The organism is Pseudoduganella sp. R-31 (assembly GCF_049913235.1).
Lineage (GTDB): Bacteria > Pseudomonadota > Gammaproteobacteria > Burkholderiales > Burkholderiaceae_D > Rugamonas.
This window is the reverse complement of the sequence record NZ_CP183986.1, coordinates 3080458-3102474: the sequence shown is the minus strand read 5'-3', so window position 1 is coordinate 3102474 and position 22017 is coordinate 3080458. Positions and strand designations below refer to the sequence as shown.

At 63.6% G+C, this 22017-nt stretch carries 14 protein-coding genes; 3 read left to right on the top strand and 11 right to left on the bottom strand.

Annotation, left to right across the window (positions count from 1 at the left end; translation table 11 throughout):
* Positions 1-60 precede the first annotated feature (60 nt).
* The gene (locus ACN9MY_RS14280) at positions 61-1740 is read left to right on the top strand and encodes a sodium:solute symporter family transporter (RefSeq protein ID WP_426171578.1); all 1680 of its coding nucleotides are present in this window, start codon (positions 61-63) and stop codon (positions 1738-1740) included.
* Positions 1741-1799: 59 nt separating this feature from the next.
* On the opposite strand, the gene ACN9MY_RS14275 is transcribed toward ACN9MY_RS14280, so the two are convergent.
* Positions 1800-2741, bottom strand: a complete 942-nt coding sequence (locus ACN9MY_RS14275) for a substrate-binding domain-containing protein (RefSeq protein ID WP_426172197.1) — start codon at positions 2739-2741, stop codon at positions 1800-1802.
* A gap of 251 nt (positions 2742-2992) precedes the next feature.
* Between ACN9MY_RS14275 and ACN9MY_RS14270 the strand changes: the two genes are divergently transcribed.
* Complete coding sequence (locus ACN9MY_RS14270) at positions 2993-4549, top strand: methyl-accepting chemotaxis protein (RefSeq protein WP_426337511.1); 1557 nt, start codon at positions 2993-2995, stop codon at positions 4547-4549.
* 11 nt (positions 4550-4560) lie between these two features.
* Here the strand turns inward: ACN9MY_RS14270 and ACN9MY_RS14265 are convergent, their stop codons facing one another.
* From ACN9MY_RS14265 to ACN9MY_RS14235, 7 genes are all read right to left on the bottom strand, one after another.
* Entirely contained in the window at positions 4561-6909 is a 2349-nt protein-coding gene (locus ACN9MY_RS14265; RefSeq protein WP_426337510.1) for a dockerin, read from the bottom strand.
* A gap of 192 nt (positions 6910-7101) precedes the next feature.
* Positions 7102-9483 carry a VPS10 domain-containing protein gene (locus ACN9MY_RS14260; protein WP_426337509.1) on the bottom strand — a complete coding sequence of 794 codons (2382 nt, stop codon included), beginning with the start codon at positions 9481-9483 and terminating at the stop codon, positions 7102-7104.
* A gap of 51 nt (positions 9484-9534) precedes the next feature.
* Positions 9535-10722 carry a XylR family transcriptional regulator gene (locus ACN9MY_RS14255; protein WP_426323183.1) on the bottom strand — a complete coding sequence of 396 codons (1188 nt, stop codon included), beginning with the start codon at positions 10720-10722 and terminating at the stop codon, positions 9535-9537.
* Positions 10723-11040: 318 nt separating this feature from the next.
* Entirely contained in the window at positions 11041-12249 is a 1209-nt protein-coding gene (locus ACN9MY_RS14250) for a helix-turn-helix domain-containing protein (protein ID WP_426337508.1), read from the bottom strand.
* 108 nt (positions 12250-12357) lie between these two features.
* Entirely contained in the window at positions 12358-14607 is a 2250-nt protein-coding gene (locus tag ACN9MY_RS14245; RefSeq protein ID WP_426337507.1) for a glycoside hydrolase family 3 C-terminal domain-containing protein, read from the bottom strand.
* Positions 14608-14677: 70 nt separating this feature from the next.
* The gene (locus ACN9MY_RS14240) at positions 14678-15778 is read right to left on the bottom strand and encodes an acyltransferase family protein (RefSeq protein WP_426337506.1); all 1101 of its coding nucleotides are present in this window, start codon (positions 15776-15778) and stop codon (positions 14678-14680) included.
* Positions 15775-17184, bottom strand: coding sequence for a cellulase family glycosylhydrolase (locus ACN9MY_RS14235; RefSeq protein WP_426323175.1), 1410 nt, complete (start codon positions 17182-17184; stop codon positions 15775-15777). Before ACN9MY_RS14235 ends, ACN9MY_RS14240 begins: the two co-directional genes overlap by 4 nt.
* A 233-nt stretch (positions 17185-17417) precedes the next feature.
* On the opposite strand from ACN9MY_RS14235, the gene ACN9MY_RS14230 reads away from it, so the two are divergent.
* On the top strand, positions 17418-19550 hold the full coding sequence (locus ACN9MY_RS14230; protein ID WP_426323173.1) for a beta-galactosidase: 2133 nt from the start codon (positions 17418-17420) through the stop codon (positions 19548-19550).
* 1 nt (position 19551) lies between these two features.
* On the opposite strand, the gene ACN9MY_RS14225 is transcribed toward ACN9MY_RS14230, so the two are convergent.
* The 3 genes from ACN9MY_RS14225 to ACN9MY_RS14215 form a co-directional block, all read right to left on the bottom strand.
* A complete protein-coding gene (locus ACN9MY_RS14225; RefSeq protein ID WP_426337505.1) occupies positions 19552-20232 on the bottom strand; it encodes a DsbA family protein in 681 nt (226 codons plus the stop codon).
* 115 nt (positions 20233-20347) lie between these two features.
* Positions 20348-21271: an alpha/beta hydrolase gene (locus ACN9MY_RS14220; RefSeq protein WP_426337504.1), complete on the bottom strand. Its 924-nt coding sequence runs from the start codon at positions 21269-21271 to the stop codon at positions 20348-20350.
* On the bottom strand, positions 21268-22014 hold the full coding sequence (locus ACN9MY_RS14215; protein ID WP_426171559.1) for a GDSL-type esterase/lipase family protein: 747 nt from the start codon (positions 22012-22014) through the stop codon (positions 21268-21270). Before ACN9MY_RS14215 ends, ACN9MY_RS14220 begins: the two co-directional genes overlap by 4 nt.
* Positions 22015-22017: the final 3 nt, after the last annotated feature.

Here is a 22017-nt window from a genome sequence, read left to right as displayed (position 1 = left end):
ACAGGCCGGTGCGCCGCCCACGCGCGCCAGGCCAGAGACAACCTACTTTGTGAGCACCGCATGAGTACCTTTTCAACCGTAGACTTGATCGTCTTCCTGATTTACTTCATTGCCGTTGCCGGCTACGGCATCTGGATCTACCGCCGCAAGCAAAACAGTTCCGGCCAGGCTTCGCATGACTACTTCCTGGCGGAAGGCTCGCTGACCTGGTGGGCGATCGGCGCTTCGCTGATTGCCTCCAACATCTCGGCCGAGCAGTTCATCGGCATGAGCGGCTCCGGCTACAAGATCGGCATGGCCATCGCGGTCTACGAGCTGATGGCGGCCGCCACCCTGGTGATCGTGGCCGTGTTCTTCATGCCGGTGTACCTGAAAAACCGCATCTACACCATGCCGCAGTTCCTCGAACAGCGCTACGGCAAGGCGGTCGCCACCACCATGGCCCTGTTCTGGCTTGGCCTGTACGTGGTGGTCAACCTGACCTCCATCCTCTACCTCGGCGCCCTGGCGATCTCCAGCCTGTCCGGCATCGCCCTGCTGCCCTGCATGCTGTTCCTCGCCGTATTCGCCGCCATCATCACCCTGGGCGGCATGAAGGTGATCGGCTACACCGACGTGGTGCAGGTGGCCTGCCTGGTGGTCGGCGGCCTGGTGACCACCTGGCTGGCGCTCGACCTGGTGGCGGCACTGGGCGGCAAGCAAGGCGCCATGGCGGGCTTCTCCGACCTGTTCGTGCGGGCCGGCGAGCACTTCAACATGGTGCTCAAGCGCGATGACCCGAACTACATGGACCTGCCGGGCCTGTCCGTGCTGCTGGGCGGCATGTGGATCGTCAACCTGAACTACTGGGGCTGCAACCAGTACATCACCCAGCGCGCCCTGGGCGCCGACCTGCCGACGGCCCGCAAAGGCCTGCTGTTTGCCGCCTTCCTCAAGCTGCTGATGCCGGTGATCGTGGTGCTGCCAGGTATTGCCGCTTATGCGCTGGACAAGTCCGGCGCCCTGGGCGACGCCATGCGCCAGGGCGGCGAGCTGAATCCGGACCGCGCCTATCCTGTGCTGCTTAACCTGCTGCCGCCCGGCCTGAAAGGCGTGGCGTTTGCCGCCCTGACCGCCGCTGTCGTGGCTTCGCTGGCCGGCAAGGCAAACAGCATCGCCACCATCTTCACCCTGGATATCTACAACAAGACCTTCAACAAGCAGGCCACCGAGCAGCGCATGGTGTGGATCGGCCGCGTCAGCGTGGTGGTGGCCATGGCCCTGGCCGTGCTGATCGCCCCGCTGCTGGGCATCGACAAGAAAGGCGGCTTCCAGTACATCCAGGAATACACCGGTTTCGTCTCGCCTGGCATCCTGGCCATGTTCCTGATGGGCTTCTTCTGGAAGAAAACCACCTCCGGTGCGGCGATGTTTGCCACCCTGGGCGGCCTGGTGGGCTCGATCATCCTCAAGTTCCTGCCGGAGATGATGAACCTGTCCTTCCTGGTGCCGATCGGCTTTGCCAAGGCCAACGCAGCCGGCATTCCTGAAATCCCGTTCCTGGACCGCATGTTCATCGTGTTCTGGTTCGTGATCGCCGGCATGGTGGTGATCAGCAAGATGGCCGAAGCCAAGCGCGATGGCGCGCACCAGCACCACCTGCATGTCGATACGTCCCTGTTCCGCGTTGACGGTGCATTCACGCTCGGCTCCGCCGTCATCTGCGTGGCACTGGCAACCATCTACGGCGCCTGGTGGTAACACCGGCTCCGGGGTGCGCACCCCTTGGGTGCACACCCTGGGTCTCGGCCTACTGGCAGTCACGGCACCAGCAGCGCGCGAATTTCCGGCTTCCGGTAATTTTCCAGGGTCACCATGACCCCGTCGATGAGAATGGTGCGCGGCTCCATGGGGGTTTTATTCACCGCAGCCAGCGCCGCCTTGAGCCCCATATATCCCATCCGGCGCGGGTCCTGGACCACCAGGCCGTGGATTTCCTGCTGCTCCAGGCCATCCAGCAGGAAGGTGGTCGAGTCAAAGCCTACGAACTTCTTCTTGCCGGCCAGGCCCGCCTGGCGCAACGCACGCAGCATGCCGTCGCTCGACGATTCGTTCACGGCAAAGATGCCGTCCACCGCCGGAAAGCGCTGCAACAGCTGCCCTGCTTCGTGGAACACCTTGCCGCGGCTGGCGCCGACATATTCGTCCGCGACAATCCTGACCTTCGGCGCATGCTTCCTCAGATACTCCACAAAACCATCGGCGCGCTGGTCGGTCGACGCGCTGCCGGCGACCGTTCGCAATATCAGTACCTCGCCTTGCGCGTCAAGCAATGCCGCCAGGCGCTGCGCAGCCAGTGCGCCGGCCGCGTGATTGTCGGTCGCGATGAAATTCTGGTAGTCGCGGCCATCGAGCGCCGAATCGACCACAATCACCTTGATTCCCATGGCTGCCGCCCGCCTGACCGGCTCCACCAGCCGAACACGATCGGTCGGCGCCAGGACGATCGCATCGACCGTCGGCGAGGTGTACATCTGCAGCAGCTTGATCTGCACATCGACCTGGTCGTTGTAGGCTGGCCCGCGCCAGGTCAACGCAACCTTGACGCCGTCCGCCTCGCGGATGGCCCGGTCCACGCCGTCCCGCATGAAGGTCCAGAATTCCTGGTCGCGCGACTTGGGAATGAACACGACGTTGACTTCCGCGCCAGCCGCCCAGGCGCCTTCGGCCAGGCAAGCGGCCGCAACCGCCATCCCAAGCACAAGCGACAAGCACCGTCTCCGCATTGGCAATCCCATACATCCTGCCGTTCACGTTGCGTACTCTTGAAGTCTATACATTGGCGGGCGCCATAGCCAGCCGTCGAGCGAGCAAACAGACCGTTTCCCCGGTCGCTCATGTATTTACGGCAATACAAATTTCAATGATGTAAGGACACCGTAAGTTTCGTCCCGAAAATGAAGATAGAGACAGGTCCGTCCATAAAAACCACAACCGATAGCGCGGCATAGCCATGAACAATCCCCTCCCGCTTCACCGCATCGGCGCACCCGCCGTGGCAACCCTTGCAGGCGTTGCCGCCGCCATGGCCTGCTTTTGGGCGGCCGGCGCCGCACTGGCGCCCCTCCCCCTGGCCAGCCTGGCGGCATTGGGCAGTGCCGGCGCCAGCGTGCTGCTGCTGCGCAACGGCAGCACGCAGCAGAATGCGCTGGCAGGAAAGGTGGCGGGCGAAATCGACACCATCATGATCGGTGCGGCAGAGACCTCCTACTTCGTCGATTCGATCAGGAAGCGGATTTCCGGAGACGTCGAGTCGACCAACCAGATCGCCGCCCGGTCCGCGTCCAGCGCCAGCGAAATGGAGGAAATCGCAGCCAACGCCGAGCGGGCATCCGAGGTCGCCACCATGGTGCGGCGCGAGAGCGTGGCCGGGCGCGGCGCGGTGGACCAGGGGTTGCAACAGATCAGCGATGCGCGCGGCAACGCGCAGGCTGCCTCACAATTGATGGATGCCCTGCAGGAAAAATCGCGCAGCATCCACGGCATCACGGCGGTGATCACCGAAATCGCGACGCGCACCAACCTGCTGGCGCTCAATGCGGCCATCGAAGCAGCGCGCGCCGGCGAGCATGGCCGCGGCTTCGCGGTGGTAGCCGGCGAAGTGCGCCAGCTGGCCCAGCGCACGGCCGAAGCCACGGCCGACATCGGCCACAAGGTGACCGCGATCCTGGCGGAGGCCGAGCGGGCCTCGTCCGGCATGGCCTCGCTCACAGGCAAGGTCGCCCAAGCAGCGGTGGAAGTGGAACGCGTGCACGCCAGCTTCAGCACGATCGAACGCTGCGCCGCCGAATCGCACGGCGAAATCCACAAGATCGCGCTGGCCTCGCGCGAGCATGCCGCATCGACGCGCCACATTGCCGAGGCCATCGGCCAGATCCGCGACGGCATGCTGGGCATGCAGGCCGAGTTGCCGCGCGCGGCCAGCTCCGCGCAGGCCTTGGCCGAACGCGCCGAGTCCTTGTTCGAAGCCACCACGGAAAGCAACGCCGCCACCGCGCATGACGCGATCCGCGCCGTCGCGCAGCAAGCTGCCAGGGATGTCGGCAAACTGTTCGAAAAAGCCATCGCCAGCAGCGAGATCAGCGAGGCTGCGCTGTTCGACCGCCGCTACGTTCCAATCCCGGATACCAACCCGCCCAAGCACCATAGCGCCTTCGACAAGTTCACCGACCGCGTCTTGCCCGCTTTGCAGGAGGCGCTATTAAAGGCCATGCCGCAGCTGGCCTTTGCCGGCGCGGTCGACAACAACGGCTACTTCCCGACTCACAACAAGAAGTTTTCGCAGCCCCTGACCGGCGACTACGCCACCGACCTTGTCAACAACCGCACCAAGCGCATCTTCAACGACCGCACCGGCTCGCGCTGCGGGGCCAACACCAAGCCTTACCTGCTGCAGACCTACAAGCGCGACACCGGCGAGGTGATGCACGACTTGTCCGCCCCGATCTACGTCAACGGCAGGCATTGGGGCGGGTTCCGCATCGGCTACCGTTCGGCGTCCGGCCACTAGGGCCTGGCAGCTTAGTTGGTGTACAACACGCCGCGGCCGTTGCCGGATGCGTAGACGCGCCCGTAAGTGTTCCAGTCGCCCGCCATGTGGAAGATGCCGGCATACTGGTGCGCGTCGTCGTTGAAGCGCGACCAGGTGGCGCCGGCGTCGTCGGAGCGGTACACGCCCCACACGCCATTGATCACGCCCACCACGTAGACCGCGGCCGAATACGACGCACCGGGAGCCGCCTTGCCCAGGGTTACCACGGTGGCGCCCTGCACGTCGGGCCATTGGTTGCTGCCCCAGATCGAAGAGAAGGCGGTCAGCTTGGTCCAGCTGGCGCCCGCGTCGAGCGAGTGGTACACCGTATTGCCGTCGGCCAGCCAGACATCGCCTTCCGCGTTCGGGTTCACTGCCATCGACGTATTGTTGAAGGACGTCAGCATTGGGCTGGCCGCCTTGAACGCGGCGCGTTCGGTGAACGTCTTGCCGCCGTCGCTTGAATACCAGAAGTGCGCGCTATCCGACCACTGGTTCCACCAGGCGCCGCCCGAATCATAGGCGTAGACCTTGTTCGGGTTCTTGCGATCGGCCTTCAGCAGGTAGCTGCGCGGGACCCCGACTGCGGGTTTCGCCGGCAGGTTGGTCGCAGTCCAGCTTGCGCCGTTATTGGTAGTGTAGGAAGGTACCGCGTCGTTGGGCGCCCAGACCACGTTGTTGCGCGTGGTGACGGCGAGGTTGGACGAACTGTCGGTACCGGTCGTAGCGCCGGCAGGCAAGGTTGCAAACTTCGCCCAGGTATTGCCGCCGTCGCCGGACCAGTGGCCAACGCCGACGTGGTTGTTCGCATTGTCGACACCGTTCGCTGCGATGTATTGCGGATCGGACCAGGCCATGTCGGCCGAGTTGCCATTGCTCCACCAGTTCATGGGCCCCTTGGTCGGCCGCGCCGCCAGGTCGGTATTGATCCAGGTGCCGATATCGCCCGCGCTGTTGATGAACTTATAGGACGCGCCGGCCGGCGGCGTGACGAGGGCCAGGGTCGCGGTCTCCTCCAGGTTATTGTCCTTGGCGCTCCAGCTTGGCGTTGCCGAGGAAGCGTTGGTGGTTTCCCAGATGCCGCCACCGTGCACGTGCATGATGTGGTCGCGGTTGGCAGGGTCGATCACGGTGGTATCGCTCCAGCCCGAGTAGCCGTTGCCGGTGGAGCCCAGATGCGGCATGTTTGCCTCGATTTCGCGCCAGGTGCTGCCGCCGTTGTCGGACAGCTGGGTGACCTGGCCGGGATTGTCGCCCCAGGTGCCGGTCACACCCAGCACAATACGGGCGTTCGGCCCCGTGCCATGGACCGAGACGCCGCTATAGCCGCCTGTGGTGCTGCTGCTGAGCAGGGTCCAGTTCTCGTTGAAGACCACGCCGCCAAACCGGTAAAGGTAGCCCGGCCCGCCGGGGCCTTCGCCGGCGTTCTTGTTGAACACCATATAGTAGTTGCCGTCGGCGGCGCGCACCACGTGCGGGATGTGGTAGCCGGCCACCGGGGCCGGGACCGGGACCGGCGTCCACGAGAAGCCGCCGTTGACGGACTTGTACAGGACCGAGGTCAGGCCCGCCGCGTTGGCATAATCGGGCGCGATGGCGGCGTACATGATCCAGGTCGTCTCGCCGCCGCCCACTTTCGAGTTGTCGAACATCAGGTGCTCGACCCCGATCGGCGGGTTGCTGCCGCTGATCGTGGTGGACGACAGCCCCGTGACCTGGGCCCATGTCCGGCCCGCGTCCCTGCTCTGCCACAGTCCCGCAGTGCGGGTGCCGTAGAACAGAATCGATGGATTGGTCGGATCGACTTTCAGGCGCTCGCCCATCGCCCGGCCGGTATCGTTGCCGCCCACCATGAACGGCAGGCTGACCCAGGTCCAGCTGTTGCCGCGGTCACTGGAAATGTACAGGCGGCCATTGGCGCCCTGCCTGGTGGTGTCGCCGGTGGCAATGTAGATGCGCTGGTCGTTGCTCGGGTCGAGGGCCAGGCTCTCCACGCAATGGAAGCGGCTGTCGCCGCCGCCGAACCCGATGCCGTCGGTCAGCGGTATCCAGCGCGAATCGCTGGCGTTCCAGCGGTAGATGCCGCCAACGTCGGTGCGGGCGTACAGCAGGCTTGAGTTGACCGGATGGTAGACCAGGCCGGTGACGTAGCCGCCGCCGGCCCATTTGACGCTGGTCCAGCTGGCGGCAGCCAGGCCGGCTGCCGAGACCTGGCTGGTGGCCGCGGTGCTGACCGCAGGCGTCCCGCTTTCCTGACTGCCGCCGCAGCCGGCCAGCAGCGTCGCCAACAAGGCCGGCAGCGCGAGCCCGGCGTAATACTTCTTGCAATGCACTTTCATTGTCTGCTCCTCCAAGAAATGGATTTGTGGTTGAATGTGGCCGATAGCGGCCAACCCAGACTACTGAGAGCAGTTTTTTTCGAATAGAAGTTTCGTGTCGAGCGCTTGTGTTCTGCTGAAATTTGAAGAAGTCGGCGTGCCAGTGTTATTCCGGGCGGGCGGCGGCAGCTGCCAGCCGCCGGCCCGGCTCCTTCAGTTACTGTAGATCAGGCCACGCCCGGTGCCGCTGACGTAGATCCGGCCGTAGATGTTCTGGTCGGCCGCCATCACGCCGATGCCGCCGAACTGGTGCGCGTCATCGTTAAAGCGTTTCCAGCTGGCGCCGCCGTCGTCGGAGCGGTACACGCCCCATACGCCGCCGACCACGCCGACCACGTATACCGCCGCCGAATATCTGGCGCCGCTCGCTGCCTTGCCCAGCGCAACCAGGGTGGCGCCTTGTGCACCCGCTGCGGGCGTGAAGGCCGCCAGCTTGGTCCAGGTGGCCCCGGAATCCAGCGAGTGGTACAGGGCACTGCCGTCCGCCAGCCAGATATCGCCCTCTGCGTTGGGGTTCACCGCCAACGACGTTGCCCCCCAGCTGTTAGGACCAAGCTTGGCATCCACCGAGCCCTGGCTCAGCGTGAAGCTGTGGCCACCGTCGGTCGAGACGTAGACCTTGCCCGCCGTGCCCCAGGTTGCGCCGCCCGAATCGTAGGCATAGACCTTGTTCGGGTTTTTGCGGTCCGCAGCCAGGTGGTAGCCGCGGTTCCAGCCTGGCGCCACATTGGGCAGCGGCGGCAGGTTGGTCGCATTCCAGCTTGCGCCGTTATCCGTGGTGTAGGACGGCACCGAATTGGCCGGTGACACGACCGCCTTGTTGCGCACGGTGACCGCGACGCTCGCTTCGCTGCTGGTGTTCTGCGCGGCGCCAGCGGGCAGGCTCGCAAACCTGGACCAGGTCTTGCCGCCATCGCCCGACCAGAAGCCGGCAGCCGTGCTGGTCGAATTGACCACGCCGATGCCGGCGATGTACAGCGGATCGGCCCACGCCATGTCGGCCGCGTTGCCGTTGCTCCAGCCCAGGCCAGGATTGAGCGTTGGCGTGGCCGCGAGGTTCGTGTCGACCCAGGTGCCGACGTCGCCTGCACTGTTGATCAGGATGTACGGCGCGCCGGCCGGCGGTGTCGCGAGCGACAGCGTGGCGGTCTCCTCGATTCCGCCAATGACGCCTTGCCAGCTTGGCGTGGACGAGGATGCGTTCCTGGTCTCGACGATGCCGCCGCCGTGCACGTGCAGGATGTGGTCGCGGTTGGCCGGGTCGATCTCGACGTCGTCGACCCAGCCCGATGCGACTTCGCCCGGCATGGTCGCTTCGATTTCGCGCCAGTTCTTGCCCGCGTCGTCCGACAGCTGGACGATCTGCTGGCCGTTCCAGTTGCCCCAGGAGTTGGTCACGCCCAGTGCGATGCGGGTCGTGGCGCCGCTGCCCTGGACGGACACGCCGCCCAGGCCGAAGTTGGTGCCGGTTTGCGGATCGACGCTCTTGAGCAGGGTCCAGTTGGAGCCGTCGAATTTGTACAGGCGCCCGGGACCGCCCGCGCCCGGGCCCGTATCCTTGGTGAACACCACGTAGAACATGCCGTCATCGGCGCGCACCATGTGCGGGATGTGGTAGCCGGATACCGGCGTTGCCACCGGCGTCCACGTCGCGCCGCCATTGATGGATTTGTACATGTTCGAACCCAGGCCCGCCACGCTGGCATAGTCCGGAGCGATGGCGGTGTAGATGGTCTGGGTCGCCGTGCCGGTGCCCTTGGTCCCGGTATCGTAGACCACCAGTTCAACGCCCATTCCGCCGCCGGCTGCGCTGATCTGGTCGGCGGTCATTTTGACCGGCGACAGCGAGGTGACCTGCGCCCATGTCTTGCCGGAATCGACACTCGTCCACAGGCCGGCCGTGCGCGAGCCGAAGAACAGCGTGGACGGCTTGTTCGGATCAACCATCAGGCGTTCGCCCATGGCCCGGCCGGGATTGTTGCCGCCCAGCGGGAATGGCAGGTCGACATGGGTCCAGGTGGCGCCGCGGTCGCTGGAGATGTACAGGCGGCCGTTGCCTTCAAACGTGTACATGCCGGTGGCCATGTAGACCAGCTGGTCGTTGTTCGGATCGAGGGCGATGCTTTCAATGCCATGGAAGCGGCTCTCGGTCGCGCCGAAGCCCAGGCCGTCGGTGATCGGGGTCCAGGACGACGTAGCCTGGTTCCAGCGATAGGCGCCGCCGATGTCTGTCCTGGCGTACAGCAGGTTGGCAGTCGTCGGGTGGAAGACCAGGCCGGTGACGTAGCCGCCACCGCCGAACTTGACGCTCGACCAGGTGGTTGCGCCAGTGGCCGGCGCTTCCGGCGGATTCACCGGAGGATCTGCCGGCGGGTTCACTGGTGGATTCACCGGCGGGTTCGCCGGCGGCTGCTGTGCCGGTGCCGTGGTTTGCGGCGCGGACGCGGGCGCCGTCCCTGCCGATCCGCCGCCGCCACACGCGGCCAGCAGGCTAGCTGCAATTGCAGTCAATGCAAAGATATTCTTCTGTTTCATGTCTATCTCAAAAAATGGACTTCCTGAAAAAAGGGCCCGAAGGCCCTTGGCTTACTGCGGCTCCACCGCGAGCGCCCTGTCGCGGTAAGCCCTCGGCGTACAGCCAAGTTCGCGCTTGAACACCAGGTGCATGTACTGGGTCGACGTAAAGCCGCACTCCAGCGCCACATCGGCAATACTGCGTTCGCCGCATTCCAGCCCGGCCTTGGCGGCATCGAGCTTGAACTGCAGGATCACGTCATGCACGCTGCAGCCCAGCTCCTGCCGGAAATAGGCTTCCAGCGAGGAACGCGAGACGCCGACATACTCGGCCACCTGGTGCGTCTTGATGCCCTGGCAGGCGTATTGGCGGATGAAATGCCGCGCCCGGGCGACATGGGGGTGCCGCACCGCCTGGTGCTGGCTGGATGCGAACACATTGATTCCGGCCGGCGGCATCAGGATGCGGGTATTGGACAGGCGCACGCCATGCAGCATCTGGTCCAGCAGGTGGGCGGCCGTGCGCCCCATTTCCTGCGCGCCCTGGATCACGGAACTGAGCGGGATGCGGGTCAGCATGCGCACCAGCGGGTCGTTGTCGATGCCGATGATGGCCACCTGCTCCGGCACCGCAATGCCGGCGATGACGCAAGCCTGCAGCAGCTGGCGCGCACGCGCGTCCGTCACGGCAATGATGCCGACCGGCTTCGGCAGGCTGCGCAGCCAGGCGATCTGCCCCTCCACCGACTCGTCCCACGCCGAGGCGCTGGTCTCGCAGCCGCGGAAGATTTCGGGCTCCATGCTATCGGCTTGCATCAGGCTGCGGAACGCAGTCTCGCGCTCCTGGGCCCAGCGGTTTTCCCTGGCCTTGGGCAGGCTGAACAACGCAAAACGGTGCAGGCCGACGTCGATCAGGTGGTCGCGCGCCAATTTGATCAGCTTGAAGTTATCGGTCGCCACGTAGGGAATGCCGCGCGGGTACTCCGCCTCGTCGGCGTAGGAGCCGCCGACCGCCACCACCGGCACGTTGCAGCGCGACAGTGCGGCCGCCACTGCCGGATCGTCGAAGTCGGCAATAATGCCATCGCCCTGCCAATTCTCAATGCCGGCCAGGCGCAGGCGAAAATCTTCTTCCAGAAATAAATCCCAGGCCGCCCGCGTGCTGCCAAGATATGCGGCGACCCCGGAAATAACCTCGCGGTCAAAACTCTTGTTAGCGTTGAATAACAGGGCAATACGGTGCGCTTTTGAAGTATTCATAAACCGGCTCACCAGGCAGTATTCAAAATGCCAGCCGGCGTTTCGAAATCGAACCGAATTGCACGCGCCTGCAGCATTGCGCTGCAGGCAATAATGCCAAACATGGTTTTCATCATTTTGTCTCCGTCTTGCCGGGGTGGCGCGATACGCCCCCTGGTCTGGGTCACTTCAAAATTTGCCGCAGCGCAGTGGCTAGCGGAAGCTAAGCTACCATGGGCACTAGGATAGGGAGAGAGCGCTACCGCACGGTAGCGCGAGGCGGGAAATTTCTAGCAAAATGCAGAAATTGCGATTAGTTCTGCTGGGAGTGCAAGTGGATCAGCCGGCTTCGCTACCGGAAATCTCGGCCGGGACCGGCTCGGCGGGGGAATCCTGCTGGGTCGCGAGGGAACGGAAGGATTTGGGCGTGCAGCCGTATTCTTCCTTGAACAGCTTATTAAAATAGGAAACGTTTGAATATCCCACCGAATAGGCAATTTCAGCGATGGCGGCGCCGCTTTTCTCCGCCAATAACCTTGCCGCTTCCGTCAGCCGCAGTTTATTCAGGTAACTCGTAAATGTCATGCCGAGCTCTGTTTTTAAAACTTCGTTGACCTTGTTTCGATTGGTTCCGGTGGCAGAAACCACCGATTCCAGGTCGATTTCAGTATCGGTGTAATTGGTGGCGATATAACGCAGCACCGTTGCCTTTTCCTTATCTTTATATGGCTCCAGGGTTAATTGGCGATAAGCGACCAGGGGCAGGTCTTTTTTCATCCTCGAATTCAGGCTGGCGGTCAGCGCCCGTGCGTGGGCGCGGAAGAAGGCCCAGGCAAATGCCACCCAGCTCGCCAGCAGGAGCAGCACCAGCGCCGCGATGTAGCGATAGTCGCGGCCATTGAGCATCAGTTCGCTGACCTCCAGGTAGGAGTCGACATTCAGCGGGCTTTGGCTGCTGGACCCGAACACGAACTTCGAAACCTTGCTCAGGTCGTAACCCTGGTGCGACAGGTCCAGCTTGACCTGGTAGAACCACCAATCGGGGATGGCCAGCCTGGTCAGGTCCAGCGAGACCGGGACGCCGCGTTCATTGCACGAAAAATAAGTGACGGGAGAGCGGTAAGTCAGGTAATCCCCGACCTTGGAAATCTTGGGATCGAAGGTCGAAATGCCGAACACCATGGAATTCGCCGGCTTGCACTTGGCAAGAAAAGTGACGTCGGAGTACTTGGACCAGTCGACCAGGGCCGGCCGGCTTTTCGCATCGTGCATCGCCATGCCGGCGGAAGCGAAGGGGTATTTGCCGACTTCGGTCAGCTTGAACTCGACGCGCAATTGCTCGCGCTGGCGGTCGGGAATACGAACGGTCGACGTGCCGCCAATTTCCACATCCGAATTCGTTATGTAGTGCCAGCCAGCCCCGGGCCTGGACGTTGCCAGCAGCGGGACGGACAGGTAGCTCTTGTAGATCATGAAAAAGGCCAGCAATGCGTCCGCAATGACCAGGCCGATCAGCGCCAGAAGCGCTTTTTTGAAAAACTGTTGCATTGTCTAAGGATGGTTGAACTGTCTCTCTGCAACACCTCTTGCCGGGCTTGCTCGTTGCATCATAACAGTTCAACCAGTGAAAGGGGGGCACGTTCGCCCCGCCCCGCCCTAGCGTGCCGGGTGCAGTGGCTTGCCGTTCACATCATAGGCGGCGGCCTCCAGGTGCACGACCGTGCTGAGCGCCTTGTTGTCGGCCGCCTCGGCCGCGTCGGCCGCCAGGATCAGCTTATAGTCGCCCTTGGCGACCTTCCAGGTCTTGCTGGCCGAGTCGTACATGGCCAGCAGGCGCGGATCGACCGTGACCGAAGCGCTGGCCTCGGCGCCCGGCTGCAGGTCGACCTTCTGGAAACCGGCCAGGCGCTTGGGCGCTTCCCACTTTGCCTTCAGCGGCGCGACATAGACCTGGGCCACTTCCTTGCCGGCGCGCCGGCCGGTGTTCTTCACCGTGAACGAGACCTGCAGCATCCCGCCCTTCACGCCGGCGGACAGGCCGGAAAAGCCGAACTCGGTGTAGGAGAGGCCGTGGCCGAACGGGAACAGCGGTTTCAGGCCTTTCTGGTCGAACCATTTGTAGCCGACTGCTGCGCCTTCGCGGTAGCTGACCTCGAAACGCCTGTTCTCCACTTCCGGATAGCCGTCCAGCGCAGGACGCGGCAACTGCGCCTCCGAAGCCGGGAAAGTAGCCGGCAGGTGGCCGGAAGGATTGGCTTCGCCGAACAGCACGCTGGCAATCGCTTCGCCGCCGCTGGTGCCGGGATACCAGGCTTCCAGCACCGCCGGCACCTTCGGCAGCCACGGCATGGTCACCGGACCGCCGGTCTCCAGCACCACCACGGTTTTCGGATTGGCCGCGGCCACCGCCGCAATCAGTTCATCCTGCTTGTTCGGCAGCGACAGGTTCGGCACGTCGAAGGCTTCGCCGGTCCACTGGGTGGCGAACAGCAGCACCACGTCGCTTTCCTGCGCCAGCCTGGCGGCTGCGGCCTTGTCGGCGCCGTCGTTGAAGGAAACGGTCGCCGACGGCAGGCGTTTCTGGATCGCTTTCAGCGGCGAGGACGGGTAGACCATGACCGGGCCCGGCCAGGTCTTCGGTTCCATGCCCGGCACCGCATTGCCGCCGGCCGGGTACACCAGCGACGAGCCGCCGCCCGCCAGCACGCCCTTGTCGGCATAGCCGCCGATCACCGCTACGCGCTTGACGGATTTATCCAGCGGCAGCACCGCCCCGCTGTTTTTCAGCAGTACCATGCCCTCCTGCGAGTCCTTGAGCGACACCGCGGCATGGGCATTGAACTCGATCTTGTCCGGTTCAGCCTTCACCGGGTGGTCCACCACGCCGTGCTCGAACATGGCGTGCAGCACGCGGCGCGCCATGTCGTCCAGGCGGGCTTGCGGCACCCAGCCGTTCATCACGGCTTCTTTCAGCGGCGGGCCAAAATAGTCGGCCAGGTCGAACGGCATGCCGGATTGCTGGTCCAGGCCCGCATTGGCGGCCGGGATCGTGCTGTGGGTCGCGCCCCAGTCCGACATCACCCAGCCCTTGAAGCCCCAGTCCTTTTTCAGCACTTCGGTCAGCAGGTAGGTGTTTTCGCAGGCATACACACCGTTGACGCGGTTGTAGGAGCACATGACGGCGCCGGGATTGCCCTCCTCCTTGGCGATCTGCAGGGCCAGCAGGTCCGACATGCGGGCCGACTGGTCGTCGATCTTCACGTCCAGCGTGGTGCGGCCGGTTTCCTGGTCGTTCAGGGCGAAGTGCTTCAGGGTGGAAACCACGCGCTGCGACTGGATGCCCTTGATCTGGGCGCCGACCATCTTGCCGGCCAGGAGCGGATCTTCGCCGCCATACTCGAAATTGCGGCCGTTGCGCGGGTCGCGCATCAGGTTCACACCGCCGGCCAGCAATACGTTGAAGCCGTAGCCGCGCGCCTCGGCCCCGATCATGGCGCCGCCGGCGTAGGCGGTCTGCACATCCCAGGTGGCGGCAGTATTCAGGCCAGACGGCAGCGCGGTACCCGGACGCGCGTGCGGGCCGGCCTGGCTCGCCACGCCGATGCCGGCATCGGTCTCCCACAGGTTGGGAATGCCCAGGCGCGGCACGCCGTACACGAAGCCGGCCGATTGCACGTGGGATTCCTCGGGGCGCTTGTACTTCTTGTGCTCCATGTCCGCGCCCATGTAACCGAAGACCAGCTTCAGTTTTTCATCCAGCGTCATTTCCTTCACAGCCAGGCTGGCGCGTTCCGCCGCGCCCAGCTGCGTATTCATCCAGGGTTTGCCATCAGGCGCGGCCAGCGCGGTCCCGCAGCACATTGCCACTGCGGCGGACAGGAGACTGATCGTTTTCTTCAATTTCATCGCTTCCTCGAAAAAAGGGGCGGCTTTGGCCGCCCCGAAAACTACCGGAAAAGGTAGAGGAGACTACAGGTTACAGCATCGGCTGAACGCTCGCCTGGCCTTGGCCTGCCGGACGTTCAAACAAGGTTCGCGACAGCCAGGCGCGCAGCGGCCTGTCGTACCAGCGCGATAGCGCCAGTGCAAACAGGGGCACGCCGCAGTAGATCGCAACGATGGCTATCGACAGCTCGGGCCTGGACGGGTGCGTCGACCAGTTCCAGTGCGCAAAAACATAAATAAACGGGTAATGCACAATGTAGACAGGGTAGGACAGCTCGCCCACCAGGCGCGTCACCATCCCGGCACGGCCTTCCGGTTGACGCGAGCCGGCGCCGGCCGCCAGCACCAGGGGAAAGACCACGATCACGGCCAGCGCCTCAAACAGCCAGTTGGCCGCGCCGAAGCCGGGCGCCGCAAACACCAGCAACAGCAGCAGCGACAATGCAATGAACGGGCTTGGCAGCGCCATGCGCAGCCGCATGCGGTAGACCAGCAAGCCAAGCAGGAAGGAGCAAGCCAGGCGCACCGGCGCCACCCAGAAGTGGTCCCAGCCCCAGCCAAAGCCCAGGTTCCCGAATTTTTTCGCGGTCCACAGCAGTGCCCCCGCACTGGCCACGCACAGGACAATGTGCAGGCGGCGCCCCAGGCGTGCCGCAAACAGCCCGAACAGGATATTCGCGATGTACTCCTGGAACAGGGTCCAAGACGGGCCGTTGACCGGGTGCGTCTCGCCGAAATAATTGGGCAGGGTCGCCGCTGGCAACAGCAGCAGGCCAAGCAAGAACGTCAGCGCCAGGCGGCCCGGCGACAGCGCCACGCCCACCTGTTGGGCATCGCCGACGAACGGGTCCAGCAGGTAGCCAAGCAGGCCCACCGCCATCGCCACCACCACCATCGGATGCAGCCGGACCAGGCGCCGCGCAAAGAATTGCGCCGGCGCCAGGCCGCGGCCATCGTAGGCATGGCCCAACACGAAACCGGACAACGCGAAGAAGAAGTCCACTGCAAGATGCGTATGCCGCATCGGATTCCGCTCCAGGCTTGGCACCAGCATCTCCAGGATGTGGAAGGCGAACACGCTGAAAGCAGCGGTACCGCGCAAGCCGTCCAGTACGTGGTAGTGCGATTTCATCTTGCGGCGTTCACAATGGTGCTGATCACGTCAGGAAAGGCTTGCGCACCGGTGCTGCGGTTGAAAAGGCCCATCTGATGGTTGTCGGCGTAGCCGTTATCCCAGTACATCGGCACGATGCCGCGCGTAAAGGATGCACGGGTAATGTACTGGTCCCACAGCTTGCGGTAAGTTCCGGCCGGATCGTATTCGGTGCGCAGGATGGCGGCATACTCGCCCATCAGCACCGGCACGCCCTTGTCGATAAAGCCGGTTTTCATCTTCTGGAACTGGCCATCGGTGTAGGATTCGTTGGCCCATCCCGACGGGTTGGCGGCCTGGCCCCACTTCCACGAAGAGCTGTTGGCGTCCAGCGTGAAGTCGTACGGATCGTAGTAATGGATCTCCATCATCATGCGGTTGGCCACCCAGTCGCTTGGCATGGTCGCATTGCAGCTGATGGAGTTATCGATGTTGGTGTTGAATGCCTGCACCACGAGGTGGCGGTTGCTGTTGTTGCCGCCGGTAGCCCGCACTGCGGAAATGAAGGCCTGGTTGAAACCCTTCTGCACGTCGCAGTATTCGGTAGTCGGAGGGTTGTAGTTACCGTCAACCATGACTTCATTGGTGCCGGCGAACAGCAGGGTGTCGTCGTGGTTTTTGAAGTTGTTGGCGATCTGGGTCCAGAACTTGGTCAGCCGCGCATTGGCCACGCCTTGCTGGGCATAGGTCGGCTGCATCCAGCCGCCGTCCCAGTGGATATTGATCATGGTGACCAGCCCCGCGTTATGGGCATAGTTGACCACTTCCGTCACGCGTTCCATCCATTGCGGGCTGATGTTGTCGTTGGCGTCGGCATACTGTTTCCACGCAACCGGAATACGCACGCTCTTGAAACCTGCCGCCTTGATGCTGTTGAACAGGGCCTGGCTGGCCTTCGGGTTGCCCCATGCCGTTTCGTTGAAATTGGTGCTGCCCCAGACGTAGGAACCGGTCGCTTCCAGCGAGTTGCCCAGGTTCCATCCCGGCGCCATCTGCCCCGACATCTGCATGCTCGTCATATTGCGCATCACGCCTACGCGCACCGCGTGCGCCGTACCCGAGTTGAAGCTGCCGCCGCCTGCGCTGAACTTGACCCAGTACCAATAGACCGTCCCCGGGCTTGCACTGCTGTCGGTGTAGCTGGTTGCGGTCTTGCCCAGCACCGCCAGCCGGCTGCGCCCATTCGGATCGCTGTCGGTGTCGCGATACACCTGCAGGCCGCTCACGCTGCCGCTGACAGTCCAGCTCAAACGCACGTCGCTACCGGTACCGCTGGCGCTCAGGCAGACGGTGGCGCCGCCGCCGCTGCCGCAATTCTGCGCCTGCGCAAACGGCGCCGCACACAGCGCCAATGACAGAACGGTCTTGATCAACACAGGCTTCATTGTTCTACCTTTCCTTGAAGGTGCCCGCACGGCGTCTCCTCCGTGGGTGGGCGGTTGGGAGTGTTGGCAACCAGCTTTCTTATAGGACGCATTGTGGAAGCTGCAACCCGGCGCCGCAATTGCAAAAACCGCCAATGCGGAATATGAAATTGCACAGCCTCCATGCAAGCCATTGCCCGCACAGCCAGTCGCTATGCACAATGGGGCACTGTCAAAAAACCAAGGAATAATCGATGCTGAAACGCACCCTGCTCGCGAGCGCACTATCCTGCGCCCTCGCTGCTGCCACCGGCGCCATGGCGGCCGACAGAGCGCCCGCCACGGCCGTTCCGCCACTGCAGACCATCCTGTACGGCGCCGCCTACTACCATGAATACATGCCTTCGGAGCGCCTGGAAAAGGACGTGCAAATGATGAAGGCCGCGGGCTTCAACGTGGTGCGCCTGGGTGAATCGACCTGGAGCCTGTGGGAGCCCGAGGATGGCCGCTTCGAATACGCCTGGATGGACCGCGTGGTCGACGCCATGGGCAAGGCCGGCATCAAGGTCATCATGGGCACGCCCACCTACTCCATTCCAGCCTGGATGGCCAGGCAGAACCCCGAAATCCTGGCCCGCAAGTTCAATGGCGCACAGAATATGTACGGCATGCGCCAGAACATGAACACCGATTCGGCCGCCTACCGCTTCTACGCGGAGCGCCTGATCCGCAAGATCGTCAGCCGCTACAAGGACAACCCGAACGTCATCGGTTGGCAAGTCGACAACGAGACCGGCAGCTATGGCGCGGCCAATGAGGATGTCTTTGTACGCTTCCAGCACCACCTTGAGAAGAAATTCGGCACGCCGGAGAACCTGAGCAAAGCCTGGTTCCTGAACTACTGGGGCCAGGACCTGCATTCCTGGACCGACTTGCCGCGCCCGGACGGCGCCCAGAGCACGGGCTACAAGCTGGAATGGTCGCGCTGGGGCCAGATGCGCGTAACCAACTTCCTGCACTGGCAAGCCAGGCTGGTGCGCGAGAACGCTTCGCCGCGCCAGTTCGTCACGCACGATTTTGCCGGCTCGATGCACGCCGACGTCAACGAGGAAGCCGTGTCGGCCGCCCTCGACATGCCGGCCGTGAACATCTATCACTGGGGCCAGCGCGAGTACTATAATGGCGCCGAGCAGACCTTGCAGGCTGATTTCACCCGCTCGCTCAAGCGCAACAACTTCCTGGTCACGGAAACCAATGCCCAGTCGACCGACTGGAGCTCCTCATTCCAGTACCCGCCGTATGACGGACAGTTCCGTGAAGACGTCTACACCCACCTGTCCAACGGCTCCAACATGGTCGAATACTGGCACTGGTCCTCGATCCATGCCAACCAGGAGACCTACTGGAAAGGGGTGCTCTCGCATGACCTCGAACCCAACCGCGCCTACGCCGAAATCAGCCACACGGGACGCGAGCTGCAGAAGATCGGCCCGCGCCTGGTGAACCTGAAGCTGCAGAACGACGTTGCCATCCTTTGGAGCCGCGACTCGCTGAATGCGCTGAACGACATGCCGTTCGCGAAGAATTCGCAATGGGGCGGCGACGGCAGCAAGGCTGATTACGGCAGCCTGGTAAGGCAGATGCACCGCGCACTGTACGACATGAACGTCGGCACCGATTTCGTCTTCCCTGAAGTGCAGGACTTCTCGCAATACAAGCTGCTGATCGTCCCGGCCCTGTACGTGGCCGACGATGCGCTGCTGAAGCGCATTTCGGAGTACATCCGCAAAGGCGGCCATGTGGTGATGACTTTCAAGAGCGGTTTCACCAACGAGAATACGGCGGTGCGCTGGACCATGGCGCCCGGGCCGCTGCGCGAAGCGCTGGGTTTCCACTACCAGGAGTTCTCCAATCTCGCGCAACCGCTGACGCTGAAAGGCGATCCATACAATGCCGGCGGCGACAACAAGGTGCAGTACTGGGCCGAGTTCCTGCAACTTGATACCGCCAAAGCCCTGGCCTACTACGACCACCACTTCTTCGGCCGCTGGCCGGCCATCACGCAGAACCAGTACGGCGCCGGCAAGGTGACCTATGAAGGCACCTACCTGTCTGACAAGCTGCAGAAGGCAGTGCTGCAGGCGGCGGTGCGGGAGGCCGGCCTGGCCGGTCCCGACCAGCAGTTGCCGCCGCAGGTCCACACGCGCAAGGGCGTCAACGATTTCGGCCGCAACGTGCGCTACTACTTCAATTATTCCGCAGCGCCGGTCAACTTCAAGTACCAGTACAAGCCCGGCGCCGACCTGCTGACGTCGCGCCAGGTGAAGGCGGACGACACACTGTATCTCGGTCCATGGGACCTGGCGATCGTGGAAGAAGGCCGCTGACCTAGCGGGCCCGGGCCGGGGACGGCGCGGCCAGCAGCCGTGCAATCCCGCTCACCAGCTCCGCCCCGTCCCCATACAGTGCCGCCCCGCTCACGATGTATTCGCCCTCCCCGCCTTGCAGCAGCAAGACAGGCACGCCGTTCACGCCCGCACGACGCATCAGGTCCCGTGTTGCATTGATGCGGGCCGTGGCCTGTAGCGCCAGTTCGGCGTCATGCTCAAGGCGGCCGGCAAGTTCGATGGCGTCGAGACCTGCGACCTGGCGGGCGCATTCCGCCGCCACAACCATGGCGTTCGAAGTGTCCAGGCCGTCAACGTAGCGCGCCCACTGCAAACGGCGCAGCACCCAGGGTTCAAGCAGCGGGTCAAGCGCATGGATTGCCGTCAGGGCGCGGTTCATTGCGCCGGAGTCGAAGCGCGTGCCCGGGCCTTGCAGGATGTTGCGCTGGTAGGCGGCGCTGAACGGTTGGCCGGTCATGGCCTCGATGCGCTGGTCGTTGCTCCAGGCATGGTGCGCCCATTCCGGCGTCATGACGCGTGCGCCCGCATCGGAAAACAGGCCGCTGGGCATCAGCTCCAGCAGGTCCGGATACGCTTCGGACAGGGCTTCCAACGCAAGCGCGCTGGCATAGCACCAGCCGCAGAGCGGATCAAATATGTATTTCAACCTGGCAGATTGCATTGCGGTGCTTCCTTGAAGATGGAGCACCGATTCTATTCGCGCAAGGCGCGCGGATATATGAACTTCTGGTACACAGTCTGTTGCACAGGGCGGGCGAATCGCCCGGTCCCAGCTGCTAACGGAAAAGCAGTTTGGAAAAGTGGGCCAGGTTCTCTGCCCAGCTTTCCCTCACGTGCGCAAACTCGTCCACATGCCAGACGTGCCTGACCCCGTGCTGCCGCAGGTAGCGGTGCAAGCCCTGCGAGGTCCCGATCAGGCCGTCCTTCTTGCCGCACGAGAGGTAGAGCAGTTGAAGGCGGCGCGCCACCGCGGCGGGATCGGGCAGCAATTCAGTGCCGGCCCGCGTGTTCGGCGCCGAAGAAAAACCGCCAACCCAGGCGAACGTATCGAGATGGCCAAGGCCGAAATTCAGGGCCTGGCCACCGCCCATCGACAGTCCGGCAATTGCGCGCTTGCCGCGTTCCGCCATGGTCGGATAGGCGCCATCGATGGCAGGAATCAAGGATTCAAGCAGGTCGCGCTCGAACTGCGCAAAGCCGGCGAGATGCTCCGGCGTGAAGGTTTTCTCCGCAGGCGGCACGCGGTCATCCGCCAGCGCACGGCCATTCGGCATCACCACGATCATCGGCACCACGGCACCATCGGCCAGCAGGTTGTCGAGGATGACATTGGCGCGCACGTACCCACGCCATTCGTCCTGGTTGCCGCCGATCCCGTGCAACAGATAGAGCACGGGGTAACGCTGTTTCCCGGAATAACCGGGCGGCAGGTAGACGCGCGCCTTGCGCCGCGTGCCAGTCACCGCCGACGCGTAGCTGAACTCCACGACGTCCCCGCGCGCAATGCCTGAGCGCTCGTCATCGAATCCAGCTGGCGGGGCCGGGAAAGCGGCAACGTCGTCCGTCGCCAGTGCGATGCCTGGCTTGGCTGTACCGCGCAGTTCCGGATCGTCGGAGGCCTGCGCTGCATGCAGCGTGCGCACCGCCGCCTCGCCTGCCAGGGCGCCCACTGCGGAGGCAAGGAAGAACCGGCGCTTCATGGGCGCGCCGCCTTCCCAAGCAAGCGTTCGATATCGGGGCGGATCGCATCGGCCAGGATGCCGTAGCCCTTCTCGGAAAAATGCAACAGGTCCGGCTGCAGTTCCCTCGACAAGACGCCATCGGCATCCATGAATCGCGATCCGTAATCATGGAAGAAGATCGTCTTGCCATCGTCCATTGTCCTGATTTTCTGGTTCAGCGCCAGGATGCGGCGGCGTTCGTCCGAATCCGGTGCACCTTCCGGCAGCACGGCGTTGAGCAGGATACGCGCCGCCGGGTACTGCGCGCGCAGCCTTGCCACGACAAGCAGGATGCCGCTGAACACGTCGTCGGCGCGCTCCTTGCAAAGGTTGATGTTGTTCACGCCGATCATCAGGACCACCAGCTTGGGCTTGATGCCGGCGATTGCAGGCTCCTGCAAGCGCCACAGCACATTGCCGGTGTGGTCACCACCGATGCCGAAGTTGGCGGCTTTCAGGCTGCCGAAATTGCGTTCCCACAGCGGCTTGGGCCACATCTCCGTCAATGAATCGCCAAGGAACATCACGTCGATGTCGCCCTTCGCCGCCCGCACCACCTGCTCGGCATGCATCTGGCGCCAGCGCTCAACAGACATCCAGGGATACTCGACCGCGCGCGGCGCCGCCGTGGTGGCGCATGCGGCCGCGAAGGCGGCTTGCGAAGCGCTGGCGCACAACACAAGCGCCCCGGCGAAGCATGCCATCGTCTTTGATTTGTTCACGTG

Excerpts from the sequence above, each read along its gene's own strand:
- ACN9MY_RS14280 (WP_426171578.1), top strand. The coding sequence starts at position 61 with ATGAGTACCTTTTCAACCGTAGACTTGATCGTCTTCCTGATTTACTTC.
- ACN9MY_RS14270 (WP_426337511.1), top strand. The coding sequence starts at position 2,993 with ATGAACAATCCCCTCCCGCTTCACCGCATCGGCGCACCCGCCGTGGCA.
- ACN9MY_RS14265 (WP_426337510.1), bottom strand. The coding sequence starts at position 6,909 with ATGAAAGTGCATTGCAAGAAGTATTACGCCGGGCTCGCGCTGCCGGCC.
- ACN9MY_RS14260 (WP_426337509.1), bottom strand. The coding sequence starts at position 9,483 with ATGAAACAGAAGAATATCTTTGCATTGACTGCAATTGCAGCTAGCCTG.
- ACN9MY_RS14255 (WP_426323183.1), bottom strand. The coding sequence starts at position 10,722 with ATGAATACTTCAAAAGCGCACCGTATTGCCCTGTTATTCAACGCTAAC.
- ACN9MY_RS14250 (WP_426337508.1), bottom strand. The coding sequence starts at position 12,249 with ATGCAACAGTTTTTCAAAAAAGCGCTTCTGGCGCTGATCGGCCTGGTC.
- ACN9MY_RS14245 (WP_426337507.1), bottom strand. The coding sequence starts at position 14,607 with ATGAAATTGAAGAAAACGATCAGTCTCCTGTCCGCCGCAGTGGCAATG.
- ACN9MY_RS14240 (WP_426337506.1), bottom strand. The coding sequence starts at position 15,778 with ATGAAATCGCACTACCACGTACTGGACGGCTTGCGCGGTACCGCTGCT.
- ACN9MY_RS14235 (WP_426323175.1), bottom strand. The coding sequence starts at position 17,184 with ATGAAGCCTGTGTTGATCAAGACCGTTCTGTCATTGGCGCTGTGTGCG.
- ACN9MY_RS14230 (WP_426323173.1), top strand. The coding sequence starts at position 17,418 with ATGCTGAAACGCACCCTGCTCGCGAGCGCACTATCCTGCGCCCTCGCT.
- ACN9MY_RS14225 (WP_426337505.1), bottom strand. The coding sequence starts at position 20,232 with ATGCAATCTGCCAGGTTGAAATACATATTTGATCCGCTCTGCGGCTGG.
- ACN9MY_RS14220 (WP_426337504.1), bottom strand. The coding sequence starts at position 21,271 with ATGAAGCGCCGGTTCTTCCTTGCCTCCGCAGTGGGCGCCCTGGCAGGC.